Genomic DNA, 21,310 nt, shown 5'->3' with positions numbered 1-21,310 from the left:
TAACCCCCTAAATTTTTTTTTAATACCCCTGCAACCTTTACATTAGTTGTAGCATCTTCTATATACCAAACACATAAATGAAGTTGACGCAATATAGAATTGAAGAACTACTGGAAGGATGCAGGTCAGGCAACCGGAAAATGCAGGAAGCGCTGTACAGGCAAACCTCGGCCCGGATGCTGGCAGTTTGCCTGCGTTATGTAAAGGATATGGCAGAGGCAGAAGATGTATTGCAGACCGGGTATATCAAAGTTTTTCAGAAGGTAAAGGAATATCGTGGTGAGGGTTCTTTTGAAGGCTGGATCCGAAGGATCATGGTAAATACAGCTATAGAAAACTATCGGAAAAATCTGCGCAATATGCATGTGGCACCGATTGAAGATGCCGCTGACCAGGTGTCAACGGGCTTTGATTTTAGTCGCCTGGGGATGCAGGACCTGATGAAAATCATCCAAAAGCTGGCGGATGGTTACCGGCTGGTATTTAACATGTACGCCATCGAGGGCTATTCACATAAAGAGATCTCAGAAACGCTGGGGATTTCCGAAGGTGCAAGTAAATCGCAGCTTTCGAGGGCAAGGGCCATATTAAGGGAAGAAATTATAAAAATGGAGGGCATAAATTATGCAAAATATACAGGATAAGGCATTTGATGAGTTGTTCAAAGAAAAGCTGGGAGATGCGGAAATACAGCCGTCTGCCAACTTATGGGGTAATATTGTAGCAGGGCTGCAACCTGCAGCCAAACGCAGGTTCCCGGTATACTGGATGGCGGCTGCTTTGGCCCTGATCGTTGTTGGGCTTGGCTTATTAATGCCGGAGACAGAAAAAGTGAGGTTGCAGGCACCGGCTCAGCTGGCTGTTCGTGAGGATGTAGCTGTAGCAGTTGCACCGCCGGCCCTTGATTTAACAGGTGCAGGGGCAACTGCGGCAACAAGCTATAAAAGTACGCCATTGGTTATTGCCCCCCGCTTAAAAGCAGATATAGAAAATAAATCTGACAGGCCGAAGATGCAACCTGAACGGGCTGCTGACCGTCTGGTAAATAAACAGGAAGAAGTCGTTGAGGAACCGGTTCAATCGCCAAAGCCAGTAAATGAGACCATGATTGCCAGTGCAAACATGCAGGAGGACAACCAACCGGATCTCACTGTAACAAAAACAGATGAAACGGCTGGTAAAGGCATAAGAAATGTAGGCGATCTGATCAACTTTGTAGTTAATAAGGTAGACCGGCGCGAGAAAAAAGTGATACAATTTGAGACGGATGATGACAATTCTTCTATCGTTGCACTCAATATTGGATTTATAAAATTTAACAGGAAATCAGATAAATAGCATTTAAACACACAAATCAATACAGCATGAAATATCTATTTTTAACGGCACTTCTGATCAGCAGCTTAGCAAGTGCCCAGGCCCAGAATACAACTGCAAAAGCAGATACCACAGTCGCCAGAGCCCATAAAGAAAGTAAGATGAAGAAGTTCGATATGAACCATGGCGTGGGCGTCATCATCGGTAAAAAGGACTCCACAGGAAAAACGGACGCCTCTAAGGGACGTTTTATTGGCGGTATCACTTTAACCAGGCTGGATATCGGGTTTTCAAAACTGATTGACAACGGAAGTTTTTCTTTATCTCCTGAAAATGATTTCCTGGATTATAAAGCCGGTAAAACCAGTACGGTTTCGCTGGATGTATTGCAGATGGGCTACCGTTTTAACCAGCATTTTAAGATCTATGTTGCAGGTGGTTTCGACTGGACACATATCCGTTTAAAAAAGAACATCACCATGAAAAAGAACAATCCGGTGCTGGACTACGATACTGAAGATATACAGTTTTCGAAAAACAGGTTTTCTAGCTTTTATGTGCATGTGCCGCTCAATTTTGAACTGCGCACTAAGGAAAACGACAATGGCAAACGTTTTTACTTTGTCTTTGGTCCCGAGGTCGCTTTCCTGACCAATGCCAAGGTGAAGCAGATCAGCAAGGAAAAGGGCAAAGAAAAATTTAATGACGATTATAACTTCCAGCCTTTCCGCTACGGCGGTACGCTGAGGATCGGTTATGGAGGTCTTGGAATTTTTACCAAATATTACTTCAGCGACATGTTTGACAGTGCACCTCAGAAAGGCTTAAGGAATATGTCGTTCGGCCTTACCTTCGGCTTAAATTAAAACACAAATACCTGAATATTATAAATCCTGTAATGCATCATTACAGGATTTTTTTATAGAATTCGATATCTTTACCAGGTGGAAGAACCAATCATCAGCGTTAAAAACCTTAGCAAACAGTACCAGGCCGAACAGCAGGGAGGGATAAGTGACATCAGTTTCAATATCAAAAAAGGAAATGTGATCGCTATTCTGGGCGAGAGTGGAAGCGGAAAATCGACCTTGCTGAAATGTATATATGGCCTGCTAAAGGCAGACGCCGGGGAGGTACTGTTTAACGGAAAGCGTATTTTAGGTCCTGATGAGCAACTTATTCCCGGCCATAAGGAAATGAAAATGGTGACCCAGGATTTTTCCCTGAACATTTACGCCAAGGTTTACGACAATATCGCTTCGATGCTTTCCAATACCAATGTGAAGGCAAAGCAGGAGAAAACAACCGAAATGATGCAGCACCTGCACATAGCGCAGCTGAAAGATAAGAAGATTACCCAGCTGAGCGGTGGCGAGCAGCAGCGGGTGGCCATAGCCCAAGCCATGGTTAGCGATACAGCAGTGTTGCTGCTGGATGAACCCTTTAGCCAGGTAGATGCTTTGCTCAAAAACCAGCTCCGGGCTGATATCAAAAGAATAGCTGCCGAAACCGGTGTTACTGTAGTAATGGTATCGCACGATCCTGCAGATGGATTGTTCCTTGCTGATGAACTGCTCATTTTAAAAGATGGTAAATTATTGCAACACGGGAAACCAGCAAATGTTTACCAGCATCCCGATCATATTTATACCGCCCAGCTCCTGGGGAATGCAGTTGTACTTGGTCATGAAGAGGCTGAAAAATTAGGCCTGGAAATTAAAAATGGGCATGCCGTATTCTATCCCGAATGGGTAGAACTGAAAAGTTCATGGAACAGCCGGCGCTTTGAGGTAAAGGATATTTATTACAAAGGTTTCTACGAAGAACTGCTGCTGGAAAGAAACGGGGTGAAAATAAGGGCCATTCAACTGAACAGAGGCGAGCATAAAAAGCACGATCATATCCAGGCAAATATCAGCCGTTTCATCACTTTCGTGTCATAACATTTATTTCTAAGCTTTATCCTGACTTTTTTACAAGAATATTCAGAAGTTGAGTATTAACTTTGTGGCGCTTAATCATTTTTAAGCTAAAGGATTAAAAAGACAATAGAAGTGGTGCGTTACACATTCGGCCGTTCAATTATATTAAATACTATCGCCTTGCTGGCGATGGTTTTGCTCAGCATTGGCGCCTACGCCCAGCAAACAGTTGTTAGCGGAACGGTTACAGACGCTACCACAAAAGAAACGATCCCCTACGCGTCTTTTATGATTACCGGCAGTACCAAAGGTGGCAGGACGGATGCAGATGGAAAATATAACATTACCATCAGCGGAAACTACAGCCAGCTTACCTTTAGCTATGTAGGTTACAAAACCCAGGTTAAAACCATTAAGCCAGGTGTAGCACAGGTAGTTAATGTGCAGCTGCAGAGCGAGGCGATGCAAATGAACGAGGTGGTGATCAAAGGGGGCAAAAAGCCGCCTTACAGGAATAAAGAGAACCCGGCAGTGGAACTGATCCGTAAGGTGATCGCCAATAAACCAAAGAACAGAATGGAGAACTATGATTATGTAGCTTACCAGAAATATGAAAGGATGCTGTTTTCTATGAGCAATCTTTCAGAGAAGTTCAAAAACAAAAGAATATTCCGCAATTACCAGTTCCTTTTCCAGGAACAGGATTCCACAAAAATTGGTGGTAAAAATATGCTGCCTGTTTACCAGCAGGAAAAACTTTCCAATAGCTATTTCCGTAAAAATCCCGAAAAGATGAAAACGGTAGTGGTTGCGGATAAGCAGGTAAACTTTGATGAGCGTTTTGTGGACAATGAGGGGCTGAGCTCTTACTTTGACCGGATGTACCAGGATATTGACATTTATGACAATAACATATCCGTAGTGAGTAATCTGCTGCTCAGTCCTATTGCAGACGGCGCGCCAGGCTTTTATAAGTTCTTTATTACCGATACCATAAAAACGCACCAGCCGCAACTGATCGAGCTTTCATTTACGCCCCGAAACAAAATGGACCTGTTGTTTGAAGGGAAACTGTATGTTACCATGGATGGAAACTATGCGGTTCAAAATGCGTATCTGAGTGTGAACAAGAACATCAACCTCAACTTTGTAAGGGCACTGGAAGCGAAGCTGGAATTTGAGCAGAATCCGGATAGCCGCTATCATTTGAGCAAGAGCAACCTGATTGTCGATTTCGGCATCAGCAAAAAAAATGGTGCCGGATTTACCGGCGAGCGGACCGTCACTTTTACCGACTATAAGATTAACCAGCCACCAGCAGACAGTTTATACCTTAAAGGGGGTACATTGGTGGTGGTTCCTGATGCCAAAAAGAAGTCTGAGCAGTTCTGGGCAGAAAACCGGCCGGAAGCCTTGAGTGCTGCGAATGCCAAAGTATACCGGAACCTGGATACCCTGCAGCGCATGCCCGGTTTTAAAAGGACCATGGACATCGTAACCACTTTTGTTGCCGGTTATAAAAGTTTTGGGCCTTTTGAGATGGGGCCCGTAAGTACATTTTATAGTTTCAACAATGTAGAGGGTTTTCGTTTGCGTTTAGGCGGACGGACAACAACTGACCTCAGCAAACGCTATTATTTTGAGACTTATGCGGCCTATGGTTTTGAGGACCTGAAATGGAAATATTTCCTGAGCGGGACTTATTCCCTCAATAACAAGTCTATCTATGCCTTCCCGCAAAACTATGTGCGAGCCAGTTTCCAGCGCGACACCAAAATTCCGGGGCAGGAACTTCAGTTTGTACAGGAAGATAATTTCCTGTTGTCTTTCAAAAGGGGGGAGAACAACATGATGCTGTACAATGATTTTTACAGGCTGGATTATGTACACGAGTTTGAAAATCATTTCTCCTACAGTTTAGGCTTGCGTAAGTGGAAACAAAGTCCGGCCGGTTCTTTGTATTTTAACAATTCTGCAGACAACGTTTTTTCAAGGATCAACGAGATCAATACCTCTGAAGTTACCCTGCAGCTAAGGTATGCCCCACATGAAAAGTTTTACCAGGGTAAGGTGTACCGGACTCCGCTCGTAGATAAGTATCCGATTTTTAACCTGCGGTATACGGCTGGTCTGAAAGGTGTTTTGGGCGGGGAGTACGGCTATCACAATTTTCTGGGCAGTATAGACAAACGTTTTTATTTGTCGCAGCTTGGCTATGCAGATGTAACTGTTGAAGGTGGTTACAATGCGGGTAAGCTTCCTTTTCCGTTGCTGTCTATCCACAGGGCCAATCAGACTTATGCTTACCAGTTGCAGTCCTATAACCTGATGAATTTCCTGGAATTTGTGAGCGATCATTACGCCAGCATCAATATAGACCAGAATTTCAACGGTTTCTTTTTCAATAAGATCCCTTTGTTAAGGGAACTGAAATTAAGAGAGGTCATGTCGTTCAAGGCATTGTACGGCGGTTTACGCGATGAAAATAACCCTGCGAAAAACCCGGAAGCCCTGCAATTTGTACGCAACCAGAATGGCGTACATATTACCAATGCACTGGATAATGGGCCTTATATGGAAGGAAGTGTGGGCATAGGCAATATTTTTAAAGTATTACGGGTAGACGCAGTAAAGCGCTTTAGTTACCTCGATCATCCAAATGTTTCTTCCTGGGGAATCCGTGCAAGGGTGAAATTTGATTTTTAAATCCTAAATTTGGTTTCATGACACAGATTATTAAGGCTACTGAGGCAGAATTCCCTATTATCCGTTCCATCGCTTTCAAAACTTGGCCGGTAACTTTTGGAAGTATATTATCCGCAGCGCAGATTGACTATATGCTGGAAATGATGTACAGCATTCCTGCTTTAACAGAACAGGTCAACCAAAAGAACCACCACTTTTTACTGTTTAGGGAAGGGAACGAATACCTGGGTTATGCCTCTTACGAGTTAAATTATAAAGGTGAGCACAAAACAAAAATCCATAAAATTTATGTAGTCCCGGAAGGACAGGGAAAAGGAGTGGGCAGGCAGCTGATGGGCACCATCAAAGATATTGCGTTGCAGCACAACAACAATAAACTGGCCTTAAATGTGAACAGAGACAATAAGGCGATTCAGTTTTATGAGGCCATAGGCTTCAGCAAAGTAGGACAGGAGGACATAGATATTGGCAATGGCTTTTTAATGGAAGATGCCGTTATGGAAAAAGAAATCATTAAATAATTTGTTATGAATGAAGAATATGTAAACCTGCCGCTGGTAAAAAATGCGGACGATAGACGTTTTGAATTAAAGGTTGGCGATTATACCGCATTCATTGATTATAAGGAGCACGATCGGAAGATCTGGCTGATCCACACCGAATCTCCCGCTGAATTGCAAGGTAAAGGGGCGGCTACTGCACTGATAGAAAAAACACTGGCTTACCTGGAAGAGAGTGGCTACAAATTAATTCCCCTGTGTCCCCTGGTTGCAGCCTACCTGAAAAGGCATCCGGAGTGGGAGCGCATCCTGGACGATAGTGCAAAACCATTTTAACTTATTTATCCCACCATACCCTGGAGGTAAGTGCATCTCCGTCGGATAACCCGCTGACAGCTTTATGGTAATTCTCTGTATTGTTCAGAACTTCAGTAGAGAGGTAGATCATTCTTCTGGGAATACTCCCCCGGGTTACATTGCCAGGGTAGTTTACCGGTTTTAATACCGGGTAACCAGATCTGCGCCAGTTAAACCAGTTTTCAATGAAGTTAAACGTACTGCCTGTAGTTACCCAATATTGGTTATTGATCATTTCAAGCGCTTTTTCGTTACTCTGTACCGGGAGAGGATTTGCGGCGAGCCAGGCATTGGCTTTTGAGGGTTCTATGGTGGCCTGGATGTCCAGTTGTGCTAAAGATTCAAAGGCTCCCCTGATGCCTCTGGCGTAATGTGTGGCCGCATCTGTACCTACCTGCCAACCTCTTATTCCGGCTTCAGCAAGTAAAAATTCTGTTTCTGCATAGGTCATGATAAAATTGGGGCCGCCAAGTTTAAGATATACCGAAGTTACTGGCCGCGAGTATTTGCCAAGCGGAGCAAGATCTGTACCCGAACCGGTAGGTCCCGGGTAACCTGGGCTATTCCTGATATCTGTTGTGCTGCCCATCAAGTCATAGCCATTTGGAAGCCCAATCTGAATTTGAGGTTCGCGTTTGCCGGGTAATTCTTCGTCCAGGTTATTGATCATCCCGTCCTGCGGAACTTCGCTGATCGCCGCTAGCCTGGGGTCCTGACTGCTTTTAAGGTAATCGATAAAGGTTTTGCTCCAGCGAACTTCCCGGTAATCTGAAAGGGTACGCAAAGCGATAGAAGTCCCGTTCTGGCTATTGAAATTTGAGGCATCTGTAGGTACCAATGCATTGTCCGTCACATCGGCAATTGTCCCGCCTGCATATGCTTTTTCAGCCCATTCTTTTGCCATGGCTGGTTCTACTTTGGTTAAACGCATGGCCAGGCGCAGCATCAAAGCATATCCAAACCGCTTCCATTTGCCAATGTCGCCCCGGTAAATCAGGTCGGCTGTAGGTTTTGGTTTTTGAAAGTCGAGCTGCAGAATAGCGGCCTGAAGATCCGTTAACATGGCTTTGTAGATATCTTTTTGTGCGTCGTATACCGGATATTTCAAACCTTCATGAGCCCTGTTGGCCTCGCTATAGGGCACATCCCCATACATATCTGTTACCCGCTGTAAAATAAGTACATACATGATGTCGCCAATGGCAATCAGGTTGGTATAACCTTCGGCATCTTTTAACCGGGCAATCCGCTGCATTTCCCGTATGGTTGACGATTGGGTATACCCCTGGTCAAACAGTTTTCCCTGGTAATCGGTAAAGTTGGCTACATTCAGGTATTTGTCGCCATTATTATAGTAGTAATAAGTTGAGGCCAGTACCTGCATCATGGTACTCTGGTAAAGCAATTGATAGTAGCCAATATTGGCATAATTGAACTGTGCGGTAGATAAGAGGTTGTTGGGATCAAAATTTTCGGCTGTTGCCCTTGATGGGTCTGTATTGATTTTGTCCAGATCTATTCTGGAGCAAGAGCTCAGATACAACAGGAAGGCAAAAGCCAGATAAAGATACTTTTTCATAAGCTTCAGATCTTAAAATTGAGGTTGATGCCGTATGTCCTGGCCGATGGTATAGCCGAACCTTCAATCCCCGCATAGTTAAGACTTGGGGAGAACTGGGATTCAGGATCTATATTATGGGTATATTTTAGAAGGGTAAACAGATTGCGGCTTACCAGGTCGATAGAAACTGACCGGAACAGATCTGTAAAACGCGGTATGAAAGTGTAGCCAATACTCAGCTGCCTGAATTTGATAAAACTACCGTTCAAAACAGAAAGTGCCGAGATATTACTGATCAGCTGCGGATAATATTGATAGGCAGGTACATTTATGGTATTCTGAAGACCATTTTCCAGCACTCCTTTAGCCACTACCCCTGTTTCCCGGCCTTCCAGTGTTGCCTTGTTCAATCCGTATACATAAGAATAATTTTCGCTTGCCGAAAGGACTTTGTTGCCGAACTTGAAGTCGAGCAGGAAAGAAAGGTTGAAATTCTTTAACTGAATGGTATTGGTCAGTCCGCCGTAATATTCGGGGAGGGTACTGCCCATGGGCTTAAAATCGCCCCGTATTGGAATCCCTGTATTGTCTATCATCACATTGCCTTGCGGATCCCTTTTGTAATCGTAGGCCATGATCTGTGTAACCGGGTAACCGGTAGCCATGGCGGTATTGGCATTCAGGGGCCTGTATTTTCCCGTAAGGATGTAACGGCTGCTGCCATCAATAGAAATGAGGCGGTTGCGGATGTGTGTAAAATTAAAGGCCATGGTCCATTTCAGCTCTCTCAATTTCAGTGGAACACCATTTAACTGCAATTCCATACCCCGGTTAAGGGTTTGTCCGAGGTTTAGATAGGAGGAAGTGAAACCGGTAGTTACCGATTGTTCTATAGCAGTAATCTCGTTACGGGTTATCCTGCGGAACCAGGTAATGTCCAGTCCCAGGCGGCTGTTTAAAAAAATGGCATTCAATCCGGCTTCATATTCAGTCATAGAAAAAGGCCTCAGGTTGAGGTTCGCCAGAACCCTTGAGAAATTACCGAGAGGGACTCCATGAACTGAAATGTTTGAAGTATAATAGGTTTGTGTAGCATAAGGTAGTGTGGGTTCGCCGCTCGTTGCGGCATAGCTGAGCCTTAGCTTTGCATAGTTTAGTGCCGGGATTTTCAGGAGGTCAGAAAACAGAAAACTGGCCGATATACCGGGAACAAAAATTCCGCGGTTGCCGGCAGAAAGGGTCGAGTAAGTATCGTACCGACCAGTTGAACTTATGTTCAGGTATTGTTTCCAGCTTAAGTCGGCTGTATAAAATGCAGACTGGGTAAGCAGTTTATAAACGAAATACCTGGAGTTGGTACTTTGCAGGTTTGATGGCAGGTATAAAAAAGGGCTGATAAACTGAGCGCCCATATAGGTCAGGCTTTCGGTGTCTCTTTTTCTGAGGCTAAGCCCGGCAGATACATTAAGCGCAAGAGCGGCAGACAACTTGTTTTTGGAAGAAAGCAGCAGCTCTGTATTCATTTCTGCGATCTGGGTTTGGTTCAGACCATTCAGCGACCCCTGCTGGTTTATGGTAAAAGCTGTTCCGGTGGGCAGTACATCCAGACGATTGTCATTACTGATGTCGTACCCAAAACTACCCAGGATACTCAGACGAGGGGAAAAGGTATATTTTGCAGATAAAGAAGAGATAAAACGGTTTCGTTTGTCATCGTCAACCTGGCGGTTCACGGCGAAATAGGGATTAGTCTTATATTCGTCATTGTTCCATTGGGTTTCCGTTCCTGTTTGTGCATTGTAACCTGGTGCCAGTACCGATTCTGGTAAACTGCTGGCCAGGAATTGGATGCCGTAGTTGGCATTCATAGGGCCATCGCTCAAATAAGAACGGGTTTTGTTCAACTCATAAATATAATTGCCATTAAAATTCAGGCTAAGCCCCGGAACAATATCATACGAGGTATTCAGGTTAAATGTTTTGCGGTTCAGTTTGCTATTGGGCAATACCGAGGCGTAATCCATATTGGAGGCCGAAAGCCGCATTGCAGCTTTTGCTGTTCCTGCCGATACGGAAATGGTATTTGTCCACGCCGGCGCCAGTCTGTAAAACCGGTTGATGTTATTTTTAACCGGACTGTAGGGATAGCTTTTGCCATTCAGCTGCAGTACTGGCTGGCCGTCCATGCGCTCGCCCCAGCTCAGCATGCCCGAGAGAATTGCGGTTTCTATGTCTCCAGGCCTTTTATTCTGGTTACCCTGACCATAATAATACTGATAGTCGGTTGCGTTCAGGGCTTTGTCTACCGAAAAATTCATATTGTAATCAATAGCAGGCTGCGATTGCCGGCTGCCGCTTTTGGTGGTTACCAGGATCACACCATTGGCCGCACGGGCACCGTACAGGGCCGATGCTGCTGAACCTTTCAGTATGGTTAGCGATTGTATATCATCCGGATTGATATTGCTGATTCCATCCCCATAATCGGCGCCCCCATATTCATTGGCACTGCCGCGTTGCGAATTGTCGATCGGCATTCCGTTCAGTACAAACAACGGTGCTGCGGCATTCATACTTGCTGCTCCCCGCAGCAATATCCTGGAAGAGGAGGAAGGACCACCACTAACGGTACTGATGTTCAGACCGGCAATTTTCCCTTCCAGGGCATTGATAAAGTTGGCCTCTCTTGCCCTGGTGAGTTCTTCTCCCTTTATAATGGAAACGGAGTAGCCCAATTGCCGCTCTTCTTTTGGGATATTTAATGCAGTCACCACAACTTCCTCCAGCTGTTTGGGGTCCTGGGTAGCGTCTTTGTTTGTCAGAGCCATGTTTTTCCTGTTGGCACTAATGGCTATCATGGCATTGGGCAATAAGGTATAGCCAAAGCCAGTGTTTTCCAGTAAGCGGTCCAGTAATGGAATTACTTCCGCTTTTTTAACTTTAAGGTCATTAATGCTACCCTTAGGCAATTTATCCTGGTTGTATATAAAGCGGTAAATGGTTTGTTTTTTGATCTCGTCCATCAGTTGCTCAAAATTGCCCTGATGGATATCGACGGTGACCTTAGTTTGCCCCCATACAGCAGTCTGACCCGAAAAAGCGATGAACAGCATCAGTATATTGAGCCACCTCATGTTAAAGGGTTTAAGGTTTTTTAATAGAAATAAACGCTATCTCTCTGGATTTTGTATGTAAAAGGTGTAACCGTTTGCAGGGAGTTTAAGGCCTCACTGATGGTTTCCTTTTCGAAAGAACCACTAAATTTTAGTTTTTTGGTGGCCGGGTTGTTAAAAATCATCTTCAAACCGTATCTCCTGGCCATACTGTGGGCAATGCTTTCCAGGCTTTCATTTTTAAAAGCCAGTTGATTGTCCATCCAAAGAATCTCCATACTGTTTTGGTCGCCTGCATTGTAATAGGCCATCTTTCCCAGCTCGTACGCTGAACCATTGATTTTTATCTTATCGGCGGGTTTTAATTTCAGCTTTTTATCCTGCAGCCCGGGTAAATTTACCTCTATGCTTCCCCTAAATAAGGTTGCTTCCTTAACCGGGTCGTTTTTATACGATTTTACGTTGAAAGCAGTCCCCAATACACGGATGTCCATTTCTTGGGTATGGAGGATAAAAGGATGGTCATGATCTTCGGCCACATCAAAATACGCTTCACCGTCCAAATGAACCTCACGGCTCTGGCCTGAAAATACCTCAGGGTACCTGATGCCGGACTCTGAGTTGAGGGTAATTCGGCTGCCATCAGCCAGGGTTAGCTTTAAAACCTGCCCACTGGAGGCTTTAACTTCTTTCCAGGAAACAGTTGTTTCGTTAAATTTCTCTTTTGAAAGGAAGAAGCGATAAGCAAATACCGCAGATATAGTCAAAAATAAGATTGCTGCCGTCCTGCCTATCCATGCATAACTGCGTGTTTGTTGCTGAGTTATTCCTGCCTGTTCTTTAATCTCTGCCAGAATACCTTGCATATTGGGATAAGTCCTGGCTTCCTGGGCCCAGTAATCCTTTAATTGTTCATACTCGGCCCGGTAAGATTTATTAACGGAAATAAGTTTGTTGAACTCTGCTGATTCATCCGCAGAAAGCTCCCCAGTCATCTTTTTAGCCAAAAGTTCCGTAAATCTGTCCTCTTTCATTGTGTTGTTCTTATAGCAGGATCCTTCTTTTGTCGAAAATGCCTACAGCTTCAAAAAATATTCTAATATAAAAGTTAATGTTGTCAAAATAAGTAGATTGCTGCCAACAGCCCCAGGGGCATGCGTTTGCAAGGTTACCCTCAGCTTGGCAATGGCCCTGAACAATTGGGTTTGAACTGTCCTGGGCGAGATATCCAGCAATTCAGCAACTTCCTTATATTTCAGGTCATTTTCTTTAATCAGCCGGAATACCATTTTCGCCTGGGCCGGCAGCTGGTCTACTGCACGTTCCAGTTCCAGGTGGAGCTCCTTCCTTTCCAGTTCTTTCTCAGGACTGACCCCCGCGGTAAAATGTTGTTCTTCTGCATCTCCCAACTCTACCAGCTTCATTGTCCCCGCCTTTTTCAGGTGCTTTAAAGACTGGTTCTTTACTGCAATAAAAAGATAAGTGTCAGGTTTCTGTACCTGTCCGTTATGTTTGCGGTTTTGCCATACCTTCACGAAAATGTCAGAAACGATCTCTTCTGCAATCTCCTGCTGAGTGACATAATACTGGCAAAAACGAATCAGTTTAGGAAACAAGGCATAGTATATGGCCTCAAAAGACTTCACGTCATCCTCGCTGCACATTTTGTCCCATAACTCATTAAGGTCTGGTTTTGACATTTTTATCTCCTGTTGATTGCGTTTTACTCCCCGCAATGTAAGGATTAAAAATAATTTCAAAAAAAAGAAATTCCCTGTAGGCAATCTCCCTGAAAAAAGGATCCTATCCCCAAAACCAGCTGTGCCAGCAGTAAGGTTTTTAATTAACCAGGTATTACAACTAAACTGTATGAAATGAGAAAATCATTACAATTAACATGTTTGCTGCTTTACGCCTCGGCAAATCTTTTTGCCAGTGCGGAGCCAAACAAGTACCGGATTGCAACGGCATCGGGTACATTTTATCAGGACGTGATCAAAGGCACGGTCAAAGACGAAAACGGAACAACCCTTCCCGGAGTTTCCGTTAAAGTCAAAGGATCGGGCGTAAGCACGCAAACCAATGCCACAGGGCACTATAGTGTTGCTGCAAAAAGTGGCGACATACTCCTATTCTCCTATATCGGCTACGAGGGCAAAGAGCTGACGGTAGGGGAGTCTGCTACTTTAAATGTTACCCTTACTTCGGCTTCAACAGCACTCGAAACAGTAGTAGTTACTGCTTTGGGTATTTCCCGACAAGCCAAAACATTAACCTATTCTACCCAGACCATCAAAGGTGATGAACTGAACAATGTGAAGACGCCCAACCTGATCAATAGCCTGAACGGCAAGGTTGCGGGGGTACAGATTAACCGTACTTCCGGTGGGGCCGGAGGATCGGCACGTATCACTATCCGTGGTGATAAATCTACACGGAACAGTCAGCCGCTTTATGTGATTGATGGTATGCCGCTTACCAACCCCACGGGAGGGGCAAAAACCGATATCTATAGTTCCCTGCCCGATAACGGAGATATCCTGAGCACGATTAATCCGGAGGATATTGAAAGTGTAAACTTTTTAAAGGGAGCTGCGGCGACAGCCTTGTATGGTAGTGCCGGAAGTAACGGGGTAATTCTGATCAGCACCAAAAAAGGGCAGCAGGGGAAAGCTAAAATTGATTTTTCGAGCAGTGTAACTTTTGACCAGGCTTCGGTATTGCCTCAGCTGCAATACAGCTATATGCAAACTACTGCGCCTTCTGCCTCATCGCCAGGCAGTAGCGAAAGCTGGGGTGCAAAAGGCAGTGCGGCCGATCCGGTGAAAGATTTTTTCCGGACAGGGACAACCTGGGTAAACAGTATGAACTTTTCGTCGGGTAATGAGAAAAGCACCAGTTTCTTTTCTTATTCCAACACCACAAACAAAGGAATTGTTCCTACGAGCAAGTTTGATCAGAACAACATCAATTACCGCAATACAAGTAAGTTTCTGGACGACAGGCTTACCCTTGATGCCAACGTAATGGCCTCAGTGCAGAAGGTAATCAACAGGACCAATCCGGGTATGTATTTTAGCCCATTCCTGGGATTATACCTGTTTCCAAGGGGACTGGATTTTAATAGTTACGCAAACAATTACGAATACTTTTCGCCCTCACGTTACCTGAATGCACAGAACTGGTGGAATATCAACCTCGATAAAAATTATAAAGGTGATGACACGCAGCAAAATCCTTATTGGGTACTGAACCGTAACCAGGTAACAACCAACAACAAGAACATTTATTCATCAGCATCCTTAAATTATAAACTGACCGACTGGCTCAATGTTCAGGCCAGAGGCAATTACAATTACTACAAAATGGATGCCCAGCGCAATGTATATGCCACTACACAGGGGGTAATCAGTGGAACCAATGGCAAACTGTATTTCAACGACCTGGAATCCAAGACCTATTATAGCGACTTGATTTTCCTGGGTAAAAATAAGATCAACCCAGACCTGAGCGTAGATTATACCGTTGGTGCTTCGGTTTCCGATATCAAGAAAAAGAATACCACCATTGAAAATGCAACGCTGTCTTACCCGAACCTTTTCATTCTATCGAACCTAATCTTTTCGGGAACCAATGACAATGGACGCCACTACAAAATAGAAAACCATCACATCCAGACCCAGTCTGTTTTTGCCAGTGTGCAATTGGGATATAAAGATAAGCTGTTCCTGGATCTGGCAGACAGGCAGGAATGGTCGTCTACGCTTACCTTTACCCCTAAACAAACCTATAATTATTATTCCATAGGTGCCAATGCCATTTTAACAGAACTATTTAAAATGCCTGAAGCCATCAGCTTTGCCAAAATCAGGGGCTCTTACGCAACGGTGGGTAACGGAATAGAGGACAACAGGACTAATCCTCAGCCTAATATTGATGCGGGTACTTACATCGGGCCTGATGGCTCTCCGATAAGGGTAGAAGGTTATTACCTGAAACCAGAAGAAAACCAAACCATAGAAATTGGTACGGAATGGAAGTTTATAAACAACCGGCTGAGCCTGGACCTGACCTGGTATAAATCCAATATCAAAAACCAGTTCTTTAAAGATGTCTCCATTACCGGTGGAATTGGAGCTGGTACCAAGGCCGATCTTAGCGGAGGTAATATCCAGAATACGGGTATTGAGGCCGTTTTAAGTTACAAAGCGGTCGATCAGCCTAATTTTAAATGGACAACCAGCGTAAATTTTAATGCCAATAAAAATAAAGTGATAGAACTGTTTCCGTCTTATTTTGTAACCGATCCTGAAGCTTTCTTTACCCTGGAAGGCGGACAGTTCAATTACCTGAAAAAGGGCGGCTCTTTCGGAGATATCTATGGCACTACTTTCCTTCGGGATGACCAGGGCCGTATTGTTGTAGACAATAAAGGCCTGCCTTCTAGAAATGAAAAGAAAACTTATCTGGGCAATCCAAATCCTAAGGCCATTGTGGGCTGGAGCAATAATTTCAGCTATAAACAATTTACGCTGGGTGTATTGGTAGACGGTAAGTTCGGAGGAAAAGTGCTGAGTTTGTCTGAGCCTTTTTACGACTATTTTGGGGTAAGTAAACGTTCGGCTACTGCCCGTGATGCAGGTGGGGTAAGTATTGCCAATGCTGCAATTGCAGGTGGTACTCCGTTTACCGGTAAAGCCGATCCACAAGCTTATTATACCAAAACAGGCGGAAGAAATGAAATTGATGAAGCTTATATATATAGTGCTACGGCCATTCGTTTAAGGGAGTTGTCTTTGTCTTATCGTATCCCGGTAAAATCAAAGATGGTGAGCAATGTTACCCTGAGCGCTATTGGAAACAACTTGTTCTTCCTCAAAAAGGATGCACCTTTTGATCCGGAGCAGGTTTCAGGTGTTTATCCTGGCGGTGTTGGTGTCGACGTTTTCGGCTTGCCAGCGTATAGAAGCTTTGGCTTTAGCTTAAAATGTGGTTTTTAATGTACAGCAATTAAACAGAGAAAAATGAAAAAGAACATAAAACTCCTCGGCCTTTCCTTTGCTGCTATGGCATTGCTGGGAAGCTGCAAAAAGAATTTTGAGGATTTCAATACCGGTTTGTCGGGCTTAACAGATGCCCAGCTTAATGCCGATTATACCAAGGCCATAGGCCCCATGAAAGAGGTGCAGAAAAACCTGATCAATCAAACCGACTGGATTTATCAGCTGCAGCAAAATCTGAACGCAGATGTATATAGCGGGTATTTCATGTCGCCCTCTTCGTACGGAGGCGATAACAATACCAATTATTTTATGAAAGATGGCTGGAATGACAGGATCATGATCAATCAGCTGGACGATGTGATGCAGAAGATCCGGAATTTTGACGATAACATTAAGGTGTATCCAAGTACTCAGTTTAACCATAGCAGGGCTGTGCTTACTATTCTTGGTGTAATAGAGGCCCATAAAGTTTCAGATCAGCATGGACCTGTTATCTATACCAAATTCGGGAAACCCAATGCCGACCTTTCCATAGATTATGATGCGCAACAAGCGGCTTATACTGCTTTTTTTGCTGATCTGGACGATGCCATAAACAAATTAAAGGCAGCAGAAAATGGAGGGGATGAAGCCACTATGAAGGGCGGTGACCTGGTTTACGGTGGTAATGCAGCCAAATGGATCAAGCTGGCCAATAGTTTGAGGCTGCGTTTTGCCATCAGGATCCGTTATGCTGATGCAGCGAAAGCTAAAATTGAAGGCGAGAAGGCACTGAACCCGGCAAATGGCGGATTGATAGAAGCCAATGAGGACAATGCTTTTATCAATTATGGCTCGGCGCATCCCATTTATAATGTAATTAATGAATGGGGCGATTGCAGATCAGGTGCGCCGTTGGGTGCTATTCTCGGTGGATACAGCGATCCGAGGTTGTCGAAATACATGAGGCCGGCTGCGGATGCAGCGGTAAGCGGGCAGTATATAGGCATCCGCAATGGCATTACCCTGGTAGATAACGACCGCTACCGCAGTTACTCAATGCCAATCGCGGCTTCTGCATCGGGTGATTATTTTAGTAAAACTGCAGGAAAAGCAAAATTGCTCTGCGCTGCAGAAACCTGGTTTCTGAAAGCAGAAGCCGCCACACAAAACTGGGCCAATGCCGGGGATGTGCAGGTAAATTACGAAAACGGTGTTAAAGTTTCATTTGATGAATGGGGCGTAGCTGGTGCAACAACCTATCTGGCAGACAATACGAGCAAAGCTAAACCCTATATCGATCCTAAAGCCGCAGTTGCCGGTCAGAATGATGTGCTGGCCGGCAGCCCTTACCTGAGCAGCATTACCGTCAAATGGGATGGGGCGGCAACAGCAGAGCAAAAGCTGGAACGGATCATTACCCAGAAATGGATTGCCACTTATCCTGATGGAATGGAGGCCTGGTCTGAATTCAGGCGTACAGGTTACCCTAAACTGTTCCCGGTAATTAACAACGCCAGTGGTGGCACCATCTCTACTACTGCATTTATCCGCAGGTTACCTTTCTGTACCAAATTTATCAACAGCAATCCTAATGGGTATGCCCGGGCCGTGGCAACCCTGGGTGGACCTGATAATGGTGGAACAAAACTCTGGTGGGATAAAAAATAATCAAAGAGGGTGTTTAAGGCACCCTCTTTTAGTTTTTCCAATATAATGGCTTTTTTGTATATTGATTAAAAAACAATATGCTCCTGGTTCAGAATATTCGCTTAAGCAGAATTCTAATTAATACCTGGCAGGTCGATCTGATTATGATTGCTTCCTGCACTGTTGCTTATCTGGCCAGGGAGTATCTGGTGGTGCAGCATATCGAGATTCCCTCCATTATTCCTACACTTCTAGGGACAGCAATTGCCTTTTTTATTGGATTTAACAATAACCAGGCTTACGACAGGTGGTGGGAGGCCAGAAAAATATGGGGTGCCCTGGTAAATGATTCACGCTCCTATACCCGGGCGCTGGTCAACTATGTAGATGGCGATCAGATCATACCAAAAAGGATGGTACTCAGGCACATTGCTTTTTTATATGCTTTAAAGGCAAACCTGAGGGGTACAGTGGATGAGATCTATATCAAGTACCTGAGTGAGGAAGATTTGAAGGAGATCAAAATACACAGCAATACCCATAATGCCATTTTAAACATACAAGCCCGGGATTTACAGCTTTTATCAAAATTAAATCACGTTGATGGCTTCCGGTTTATAGAGATCAATGAGATGCTGGTCAGGTTCTCTGATTCTATGGGCATGAGCGAGCGCATTAAAAATACGGTATTCCCTACTACCTACAGCTACCTGACAAAGGTATTTATATGGCTTTTTGTGGTTACGTTTACCCTGGTCATCAGTCATACTACCGGGGTGTACTCCATTTTCCTGGGCTGGTTAATCGGATTTGTATTTGTTTCTACCCAGATTAATGGGATGAGTATGGTTAATCCATTTGAAAATAATTCGGCCGGGGTACCGTTGAACCAGATTACCCGTACCATTGAAATTAATCTGCTGCAAATGCTTGGCGAAAAGGATATTCCTGAGCCGGTGAAGCCAATAAATGACGAGTATGTGCTTTAGATTATTCTATTGATCTTTACGTAATGAAAAACCCTAAAACCGTATTTGTAATTAATGGGAGTGCCAGTCATAACTCCTCAAATGAAAAACTGATTGACAACTTTGCGCGGTTAACTAAAGACGTTTTTTGCCTTTCAATTTTTAATGGCTTGAAAACCCTTCCTCATTTTGATCCGGAACATACTATAGACAAGGTACCCCAGGCTATTTTAGATTTCAGGGAAAATATTGAAAAGGCGGATGGGATTTTAATATGTACTCCAGAGTATGTTTTCAGCATCCCAAGCGGGCTAAAAAATGCCATTGAATGGTGTGTTGCCACCACTGTTTTTTCTGATAAGCCCATAGGACAAATTACAGCCTCTGCGAGCGGCGAAAAGGGTCATGAAGAATTGCAGTTGATCATGAAAACCCTGATGACCAGGTTTACTGAAAAAACAACATTATTGATACAAGGGGTGAAGGGAAAAATTAATGACAAGGGAGAAATAACAGACGCTCAGACGCTGCAGGATCTGGTAAATTTTGTTGAGGCTTATAAAGCGCTGGTATAAGACATCGGGAAGTAAACAAACTCGCAGCTAAACTTCTCTAATAAACGGATGCCCCCGGCATCCGTTTATAAAATCAAAAAGCCAGCTAAATGGGCGTAACCCTAATGATCTGGTTCTTTTTAATCTCTTCATTAAACTCCCACTCAACTACCGCACCTGCCGGGTAGCCTATCATAGCAATTCCCATAGGCGACAGGATAGAAACTGTGCCGTTTTTTTTCTTCGCCGAGTCTGGGCCAACAAATTTGTATTCCTGTGTTTCCCCCGTTTCCAGGTCTTTTACAGTTACAAGGGTATCTACAGTTACTACATCTGCCGGAAGGTCTTTTCTTAAAACCTGCCTGGCCTTCTTTAACTGTGCCTCCAGAGCGGCCTCATTTGTTTTACTCAGTTTTTTACGTCTGATGTGGTCTTTCAGCAGATCGTATATTCCCGTGGTTAATATAACCGGTGTATCAAGTATTTGAATTGAATTAGTCATAATTATTTATTTAATCCTTACATTGTTATGTATTCCTTTTAGTCCTGCTGTAACCAGTATGGCAACTGAAGCCCACAAAGGTGTTAACAGGAATATTGCGAGGAATATGATGATTAGGTCTAGTGCGATAAGCAGCACAAAACCAGCCTTAATCCAGCGCATAACGAAAAATTTAGTGTGTATAAAAATGAATGGAACTCCCTGCCTTGAAAAGGCAGGGCTTAATGTATAAAGTCTTTACTGCTTTTGAGGAATGAATCGCCCAGGCTAAATTGAAGGCTCAAGACACGACGGAACATCCGTGCTGTGACAAGCAGTTGCTGCGTAAGGTTCAATAATATGTTTCGGCCTGAAAGATGCATCACCACAAGATAGGCAAAATAGACGAGTAAGTCAATTTCGAAATGACTGGATTTGGAGGAAGCTTCCTATATTTACTGATAAATCAGAAATAACCATCTGAAACTATGAAAAGAAAAACGTTAACCTTACTTTTTTTATTCTCAGCAGCCTTGACTTTTGGACAGACCAAAGTTTTGAGCACTGAAATATTATCACCACAGGAGACAAGGAAAATCATTACCGATCAGGTACATAAACATTTTGGCATTAATTACCCCACTCGCAGGGTTTACAGGTATACAGACAAATCAGGACAATTTTTTATTGTACTTACGGAAAGCAACGATCTGAAAGCTGGCCGTAAAGACACACTTCATCACCACATAAAGGCGTATAACTTTCAGATGGATAAAAGCGAGCTTTTAAAGAATTGGGAAATATATGATACCATTACCAAACAACCTGGTAGCAATGAAATGGAAAACTCCATTTGGTTTTGGACGAAATATACAGACTTTAAGGATATTGACAATGATGGCCTGATTGATCCGGTTGTCATTTATGGAACAAGCGGAATGAACCATACCGATGACGGGCGAATTAAGATTTTAATTTATTATAAGGGAAAGAAATTTGCTATCCGTCATCAAAACGGAACGCTTGACTTTGAGCGGAACACAAGAGTTGATAAAGCATTTTACACGCTTCCTGTGAAAATTCAGGAACATGTGAAACTGATCATGAAGAAAATGATGGATGATGGCAATGCGATTTTTCCGTATGGATGGCAGAAGGCCATGAAAGCCCATAAGGTATTCTTTGATGAAAATTAAAAA

17 protein-coding genes are annotated in these 21,310 nt (G+C 43.8%); 12 read left to right on the top strand and 5 right to left on the bottom strand.

Features of this window, described 5'->3' with window-relative positions; genetic code table 11:
- Nucleotides 1–77 precede the first annotated feature (77 nt).
- From ABIE26_RS25765 to ABIE26_RS25735, 7 genes are all read left to right on the top strand, one after another.
- Nucleotides 78–644, top strand: coding sequence for an RNA polymerase sigma factor (locus ABIE26_RS25765; protein ID WP_310146978.1), 567 nt, complete (start codon nt 78–80; stop codon nt 642–644).
- Nucleotides 625–1,338: a hypothetical protein gene (locus tag ABIE26_RS25760; protein ID WP_310146981.1), complete on the top strand. Its 714-nt coding sequence runs from the start codon at nt 625–627 to the stop codon at nt 1,336–1,338. Before ABIE26_RS25765 ends, ABIE26_RS25760 begins: the two co-directional genes overlap by 20 nt.
- A 26-nt stretch (nt 1,339–1,364) precedes the next feature.
- Nucleotides 1,365–2,183 (top strand): outer membrane beta-barrel protein, encoded by an 819-nt coding sequence (locus ABIE26_RS25755; protein ID WP_310146983.1) that lies wholly within the window; start codon nt 1,365–1,367, stop codon nt 2,181–2,183.
- 78 nt (nt 2,184–2,261) lie between these two features.
- A complete protein-coding gene (locus tag ABIE26_RS25750; RefSeq protein ID WP_310146985.1) occupies nt 2,262–3,260 on the top strand; it encodes an ABC transporter ATP-binding protein in 999 nt (332 codons plus the stop codon).
- A gap of 168 nt (nt 3,261–3,428) precedes the next feature.
- On the top strand, nt 3,429–5,945 hold the full coding sequence (locus tag ABIE26_RS25745; protein WP_310147098.1) for a DUF5686 and carboxypeptidase-like regulatory domain-containing protein: 2,517 nt from the start codon (nt 3,429–3,431) through the stop codon (nt 5,943–5,945).
- A gap of 17 nt (nt 5,946–5,962) precedes the next feature.
- Nucleotides 5,963–6,466: a GNAT family N-acetyltransferase gene (locus tag ABIE26_RS25740; protein ID WP_310146987.1), complete on the top strand. Its 504-nt coding sequence runs from the start codon at nt 5,963–5,965 to the stop codon at nt 6,464–6,466.
- A 6-nt stretch (nt 6,467–6,472) separates the two neighbouring features.
- Nucleotides 6,473–6,781 (top strand): GNAT family N-acetyltransferase, encoded by a 309-nt coding sequence (locus ABIE26_RS25735; protein ID WP_310146989.1) that lies wholly within the window; start codon nt 6,473–6,475, stop codon nt 6,779–6,781.
- 1 nt (nt 6,782) lies between these two features.
- Here the strand turns inward: ABIE26_RS25735 and ABIE26_RS25730 are convergent, their stop codons facing one another.
- The 4 genes from ABIE26_RS25730 to ABIE26_RS25715 are packed head-to-tail and all read right to left on the bottom strand — an operon-like array spanning nt 6,783 to nt 13,176.
- A complete protein-coding gene (locus tag ABIE26_RS25730; RefSeq protein ID WP_310146991.1) occupies nt 6,783–8,381 on the bottom strand; it encodes a SusD/RagB family nutrient-binding outer membrane lipoprotein in 1,599 nt (532 codons plus the stop codon).
- Nucleotides 8,382–8,386: 5 nt separating this feature from the next.
- Nucleotides 8,387–11,497 carry a SusC/RagA family TonB-linked outer membrane protein gene (locus ABIE26_RS25725; protein ID WP_310146993.1) on the bottom strand — a complete coding sequence of 1,037 codons (3,111 nt, stop codon included), beginning with the start codon at nt 11,495–11,497 and terminating at the stop codon, nt 8,387–8,389.
- 20 nt (nt 11,498–11,517) lie between these two features.
- Nucleotides 11,518–12,510 (bottom strand): FecR family protein, encoded by a 993-nt coding sequence (locus tag ABIE26_RS25720; protein WP_310146994.1) that lies wholly within the window; start codon nt 12,508–12,510, stop codon nt 11,518–11,520.
- Between the two features lie 42 nt (nt 12,511–12,552).
- Nucleotides 12,553–13,176 (bottom strand): RNA polymerase sigma-70 factor, encoded by a 624-nt coding sequence (locus ABIE26_RS25715; protein ID WP_310146996.1) that lies wholly within the window; start codon nt 13,174–13,176, stop codon nt 12,553–12,555.
- Between the two features lie 174 nt (nt 13,177–13,350).
- Between ABIE26_RS25715 and ABIE26_RS25710 the strand changes: the two genes are divergently transcribed.
- The 4 genes from ABIE26_RS25710 (at nt 13,351) to ABIE26_RS25695 (ending at nt 19,651) form a co-directional block, all read left to right on the top strand.
- On the top strand, nt 13,351–16,476 hold the full coding sequence (locus ABIE26_RS25710) for a SusC/RagA family TonB-linked outer membrane protein (RefSeq protein ID WP_310146997.1): 3,126 nt from the start codon (nt 13,351–13,353) through the stop codon (nt 16,474–16,476).
- 24 nt (nt 16,477–16,500) lie between these two features.
- Nucleotides 16,501–18,129: a SusD/RagB family nutrient-binding outer membrane lipoprotein gene (locus ABIE26_RS25705; protein WP_310147000.1), complete on the top strand. Its 1,629-nt coding sequence runs from the start codon at nt 16,501–16,503 to the stop codon at nt 18,127–18,129.
- 77 nt (nt 18,130–18,206) lie between these two features.
- A complete protein-coding gene (locus ABIE26_RS25700; RefSeq protein WP_310147001.1) occupies nt 18,207–19,097 on the top strand; it encodes a bestrophin family protein in 891 nt (296 codons plus the stop codon).
- A 23-nt stretch (nt 19,098–19,120) separates the two neighbouring features.
- Nucleotides 19,121–19,651, top strand: a complete 531-nt coding sequence (locus ABIE26_RS25695) for an NADPH-dependent FMN reductase (protein ID WP_310147003.1) — start codon at nt 19,121–19,123, stop codon at nt 19,649–19,651.
- A gap of 85 nt (nt 19,652–19,736) precedes the next feature.
- Here ABIE26_RS25695 and ABIE26_RS25690 read toward each other — a convergent pair whose 3' ends face one another.
- The gene (locus tag ABIE26_RS25690; protein WP_310147005.1) at nt 19,737–20,132 is read right to left on the bottom strand and encodes a GreA/GreB family elongation factor; all 396 of its coding nucleotides are present in this window, start codon (nt 20,130–20,132) and stop codon (nt 19,737–19,739) included.
- Between the two features lie 467 nt (nt 20,133–20,599).
- On the opposite strand from ABIE26_RS25690, the gene ABIE26_RS25685 reads away from it, so the two are divergent.
- Complete coding sequence (locus ABIE26_RS25685; RefSeq protein WP_310147007.1) at nt 20,600–21,307, top strand: M949_RS01915 family surface polysaccharide biosynthesis protein; 708 nt, start codon at nt 20,600–20,602, stop codon at nt 21,305–21,307.
- The last annotated feature ends 3 nt before the right edge of the window (nt 21,308–21,310 follow it).

The organism is Pedobacter africanus, assembly GCF_040548825.1.
In the GTDB taxonomy this organism is placed as follows: Bacteria; Bacteroidota; Bacteroidia; order Sphingobacteriales; family Sphingobacteriaceae; genus Pedobacter; species Pedobacter africanus_A.
Note: the sequence above shows the minus strand (reverse complement) of the source record. Positions and strands in the feature narration are given on the sequence as shown.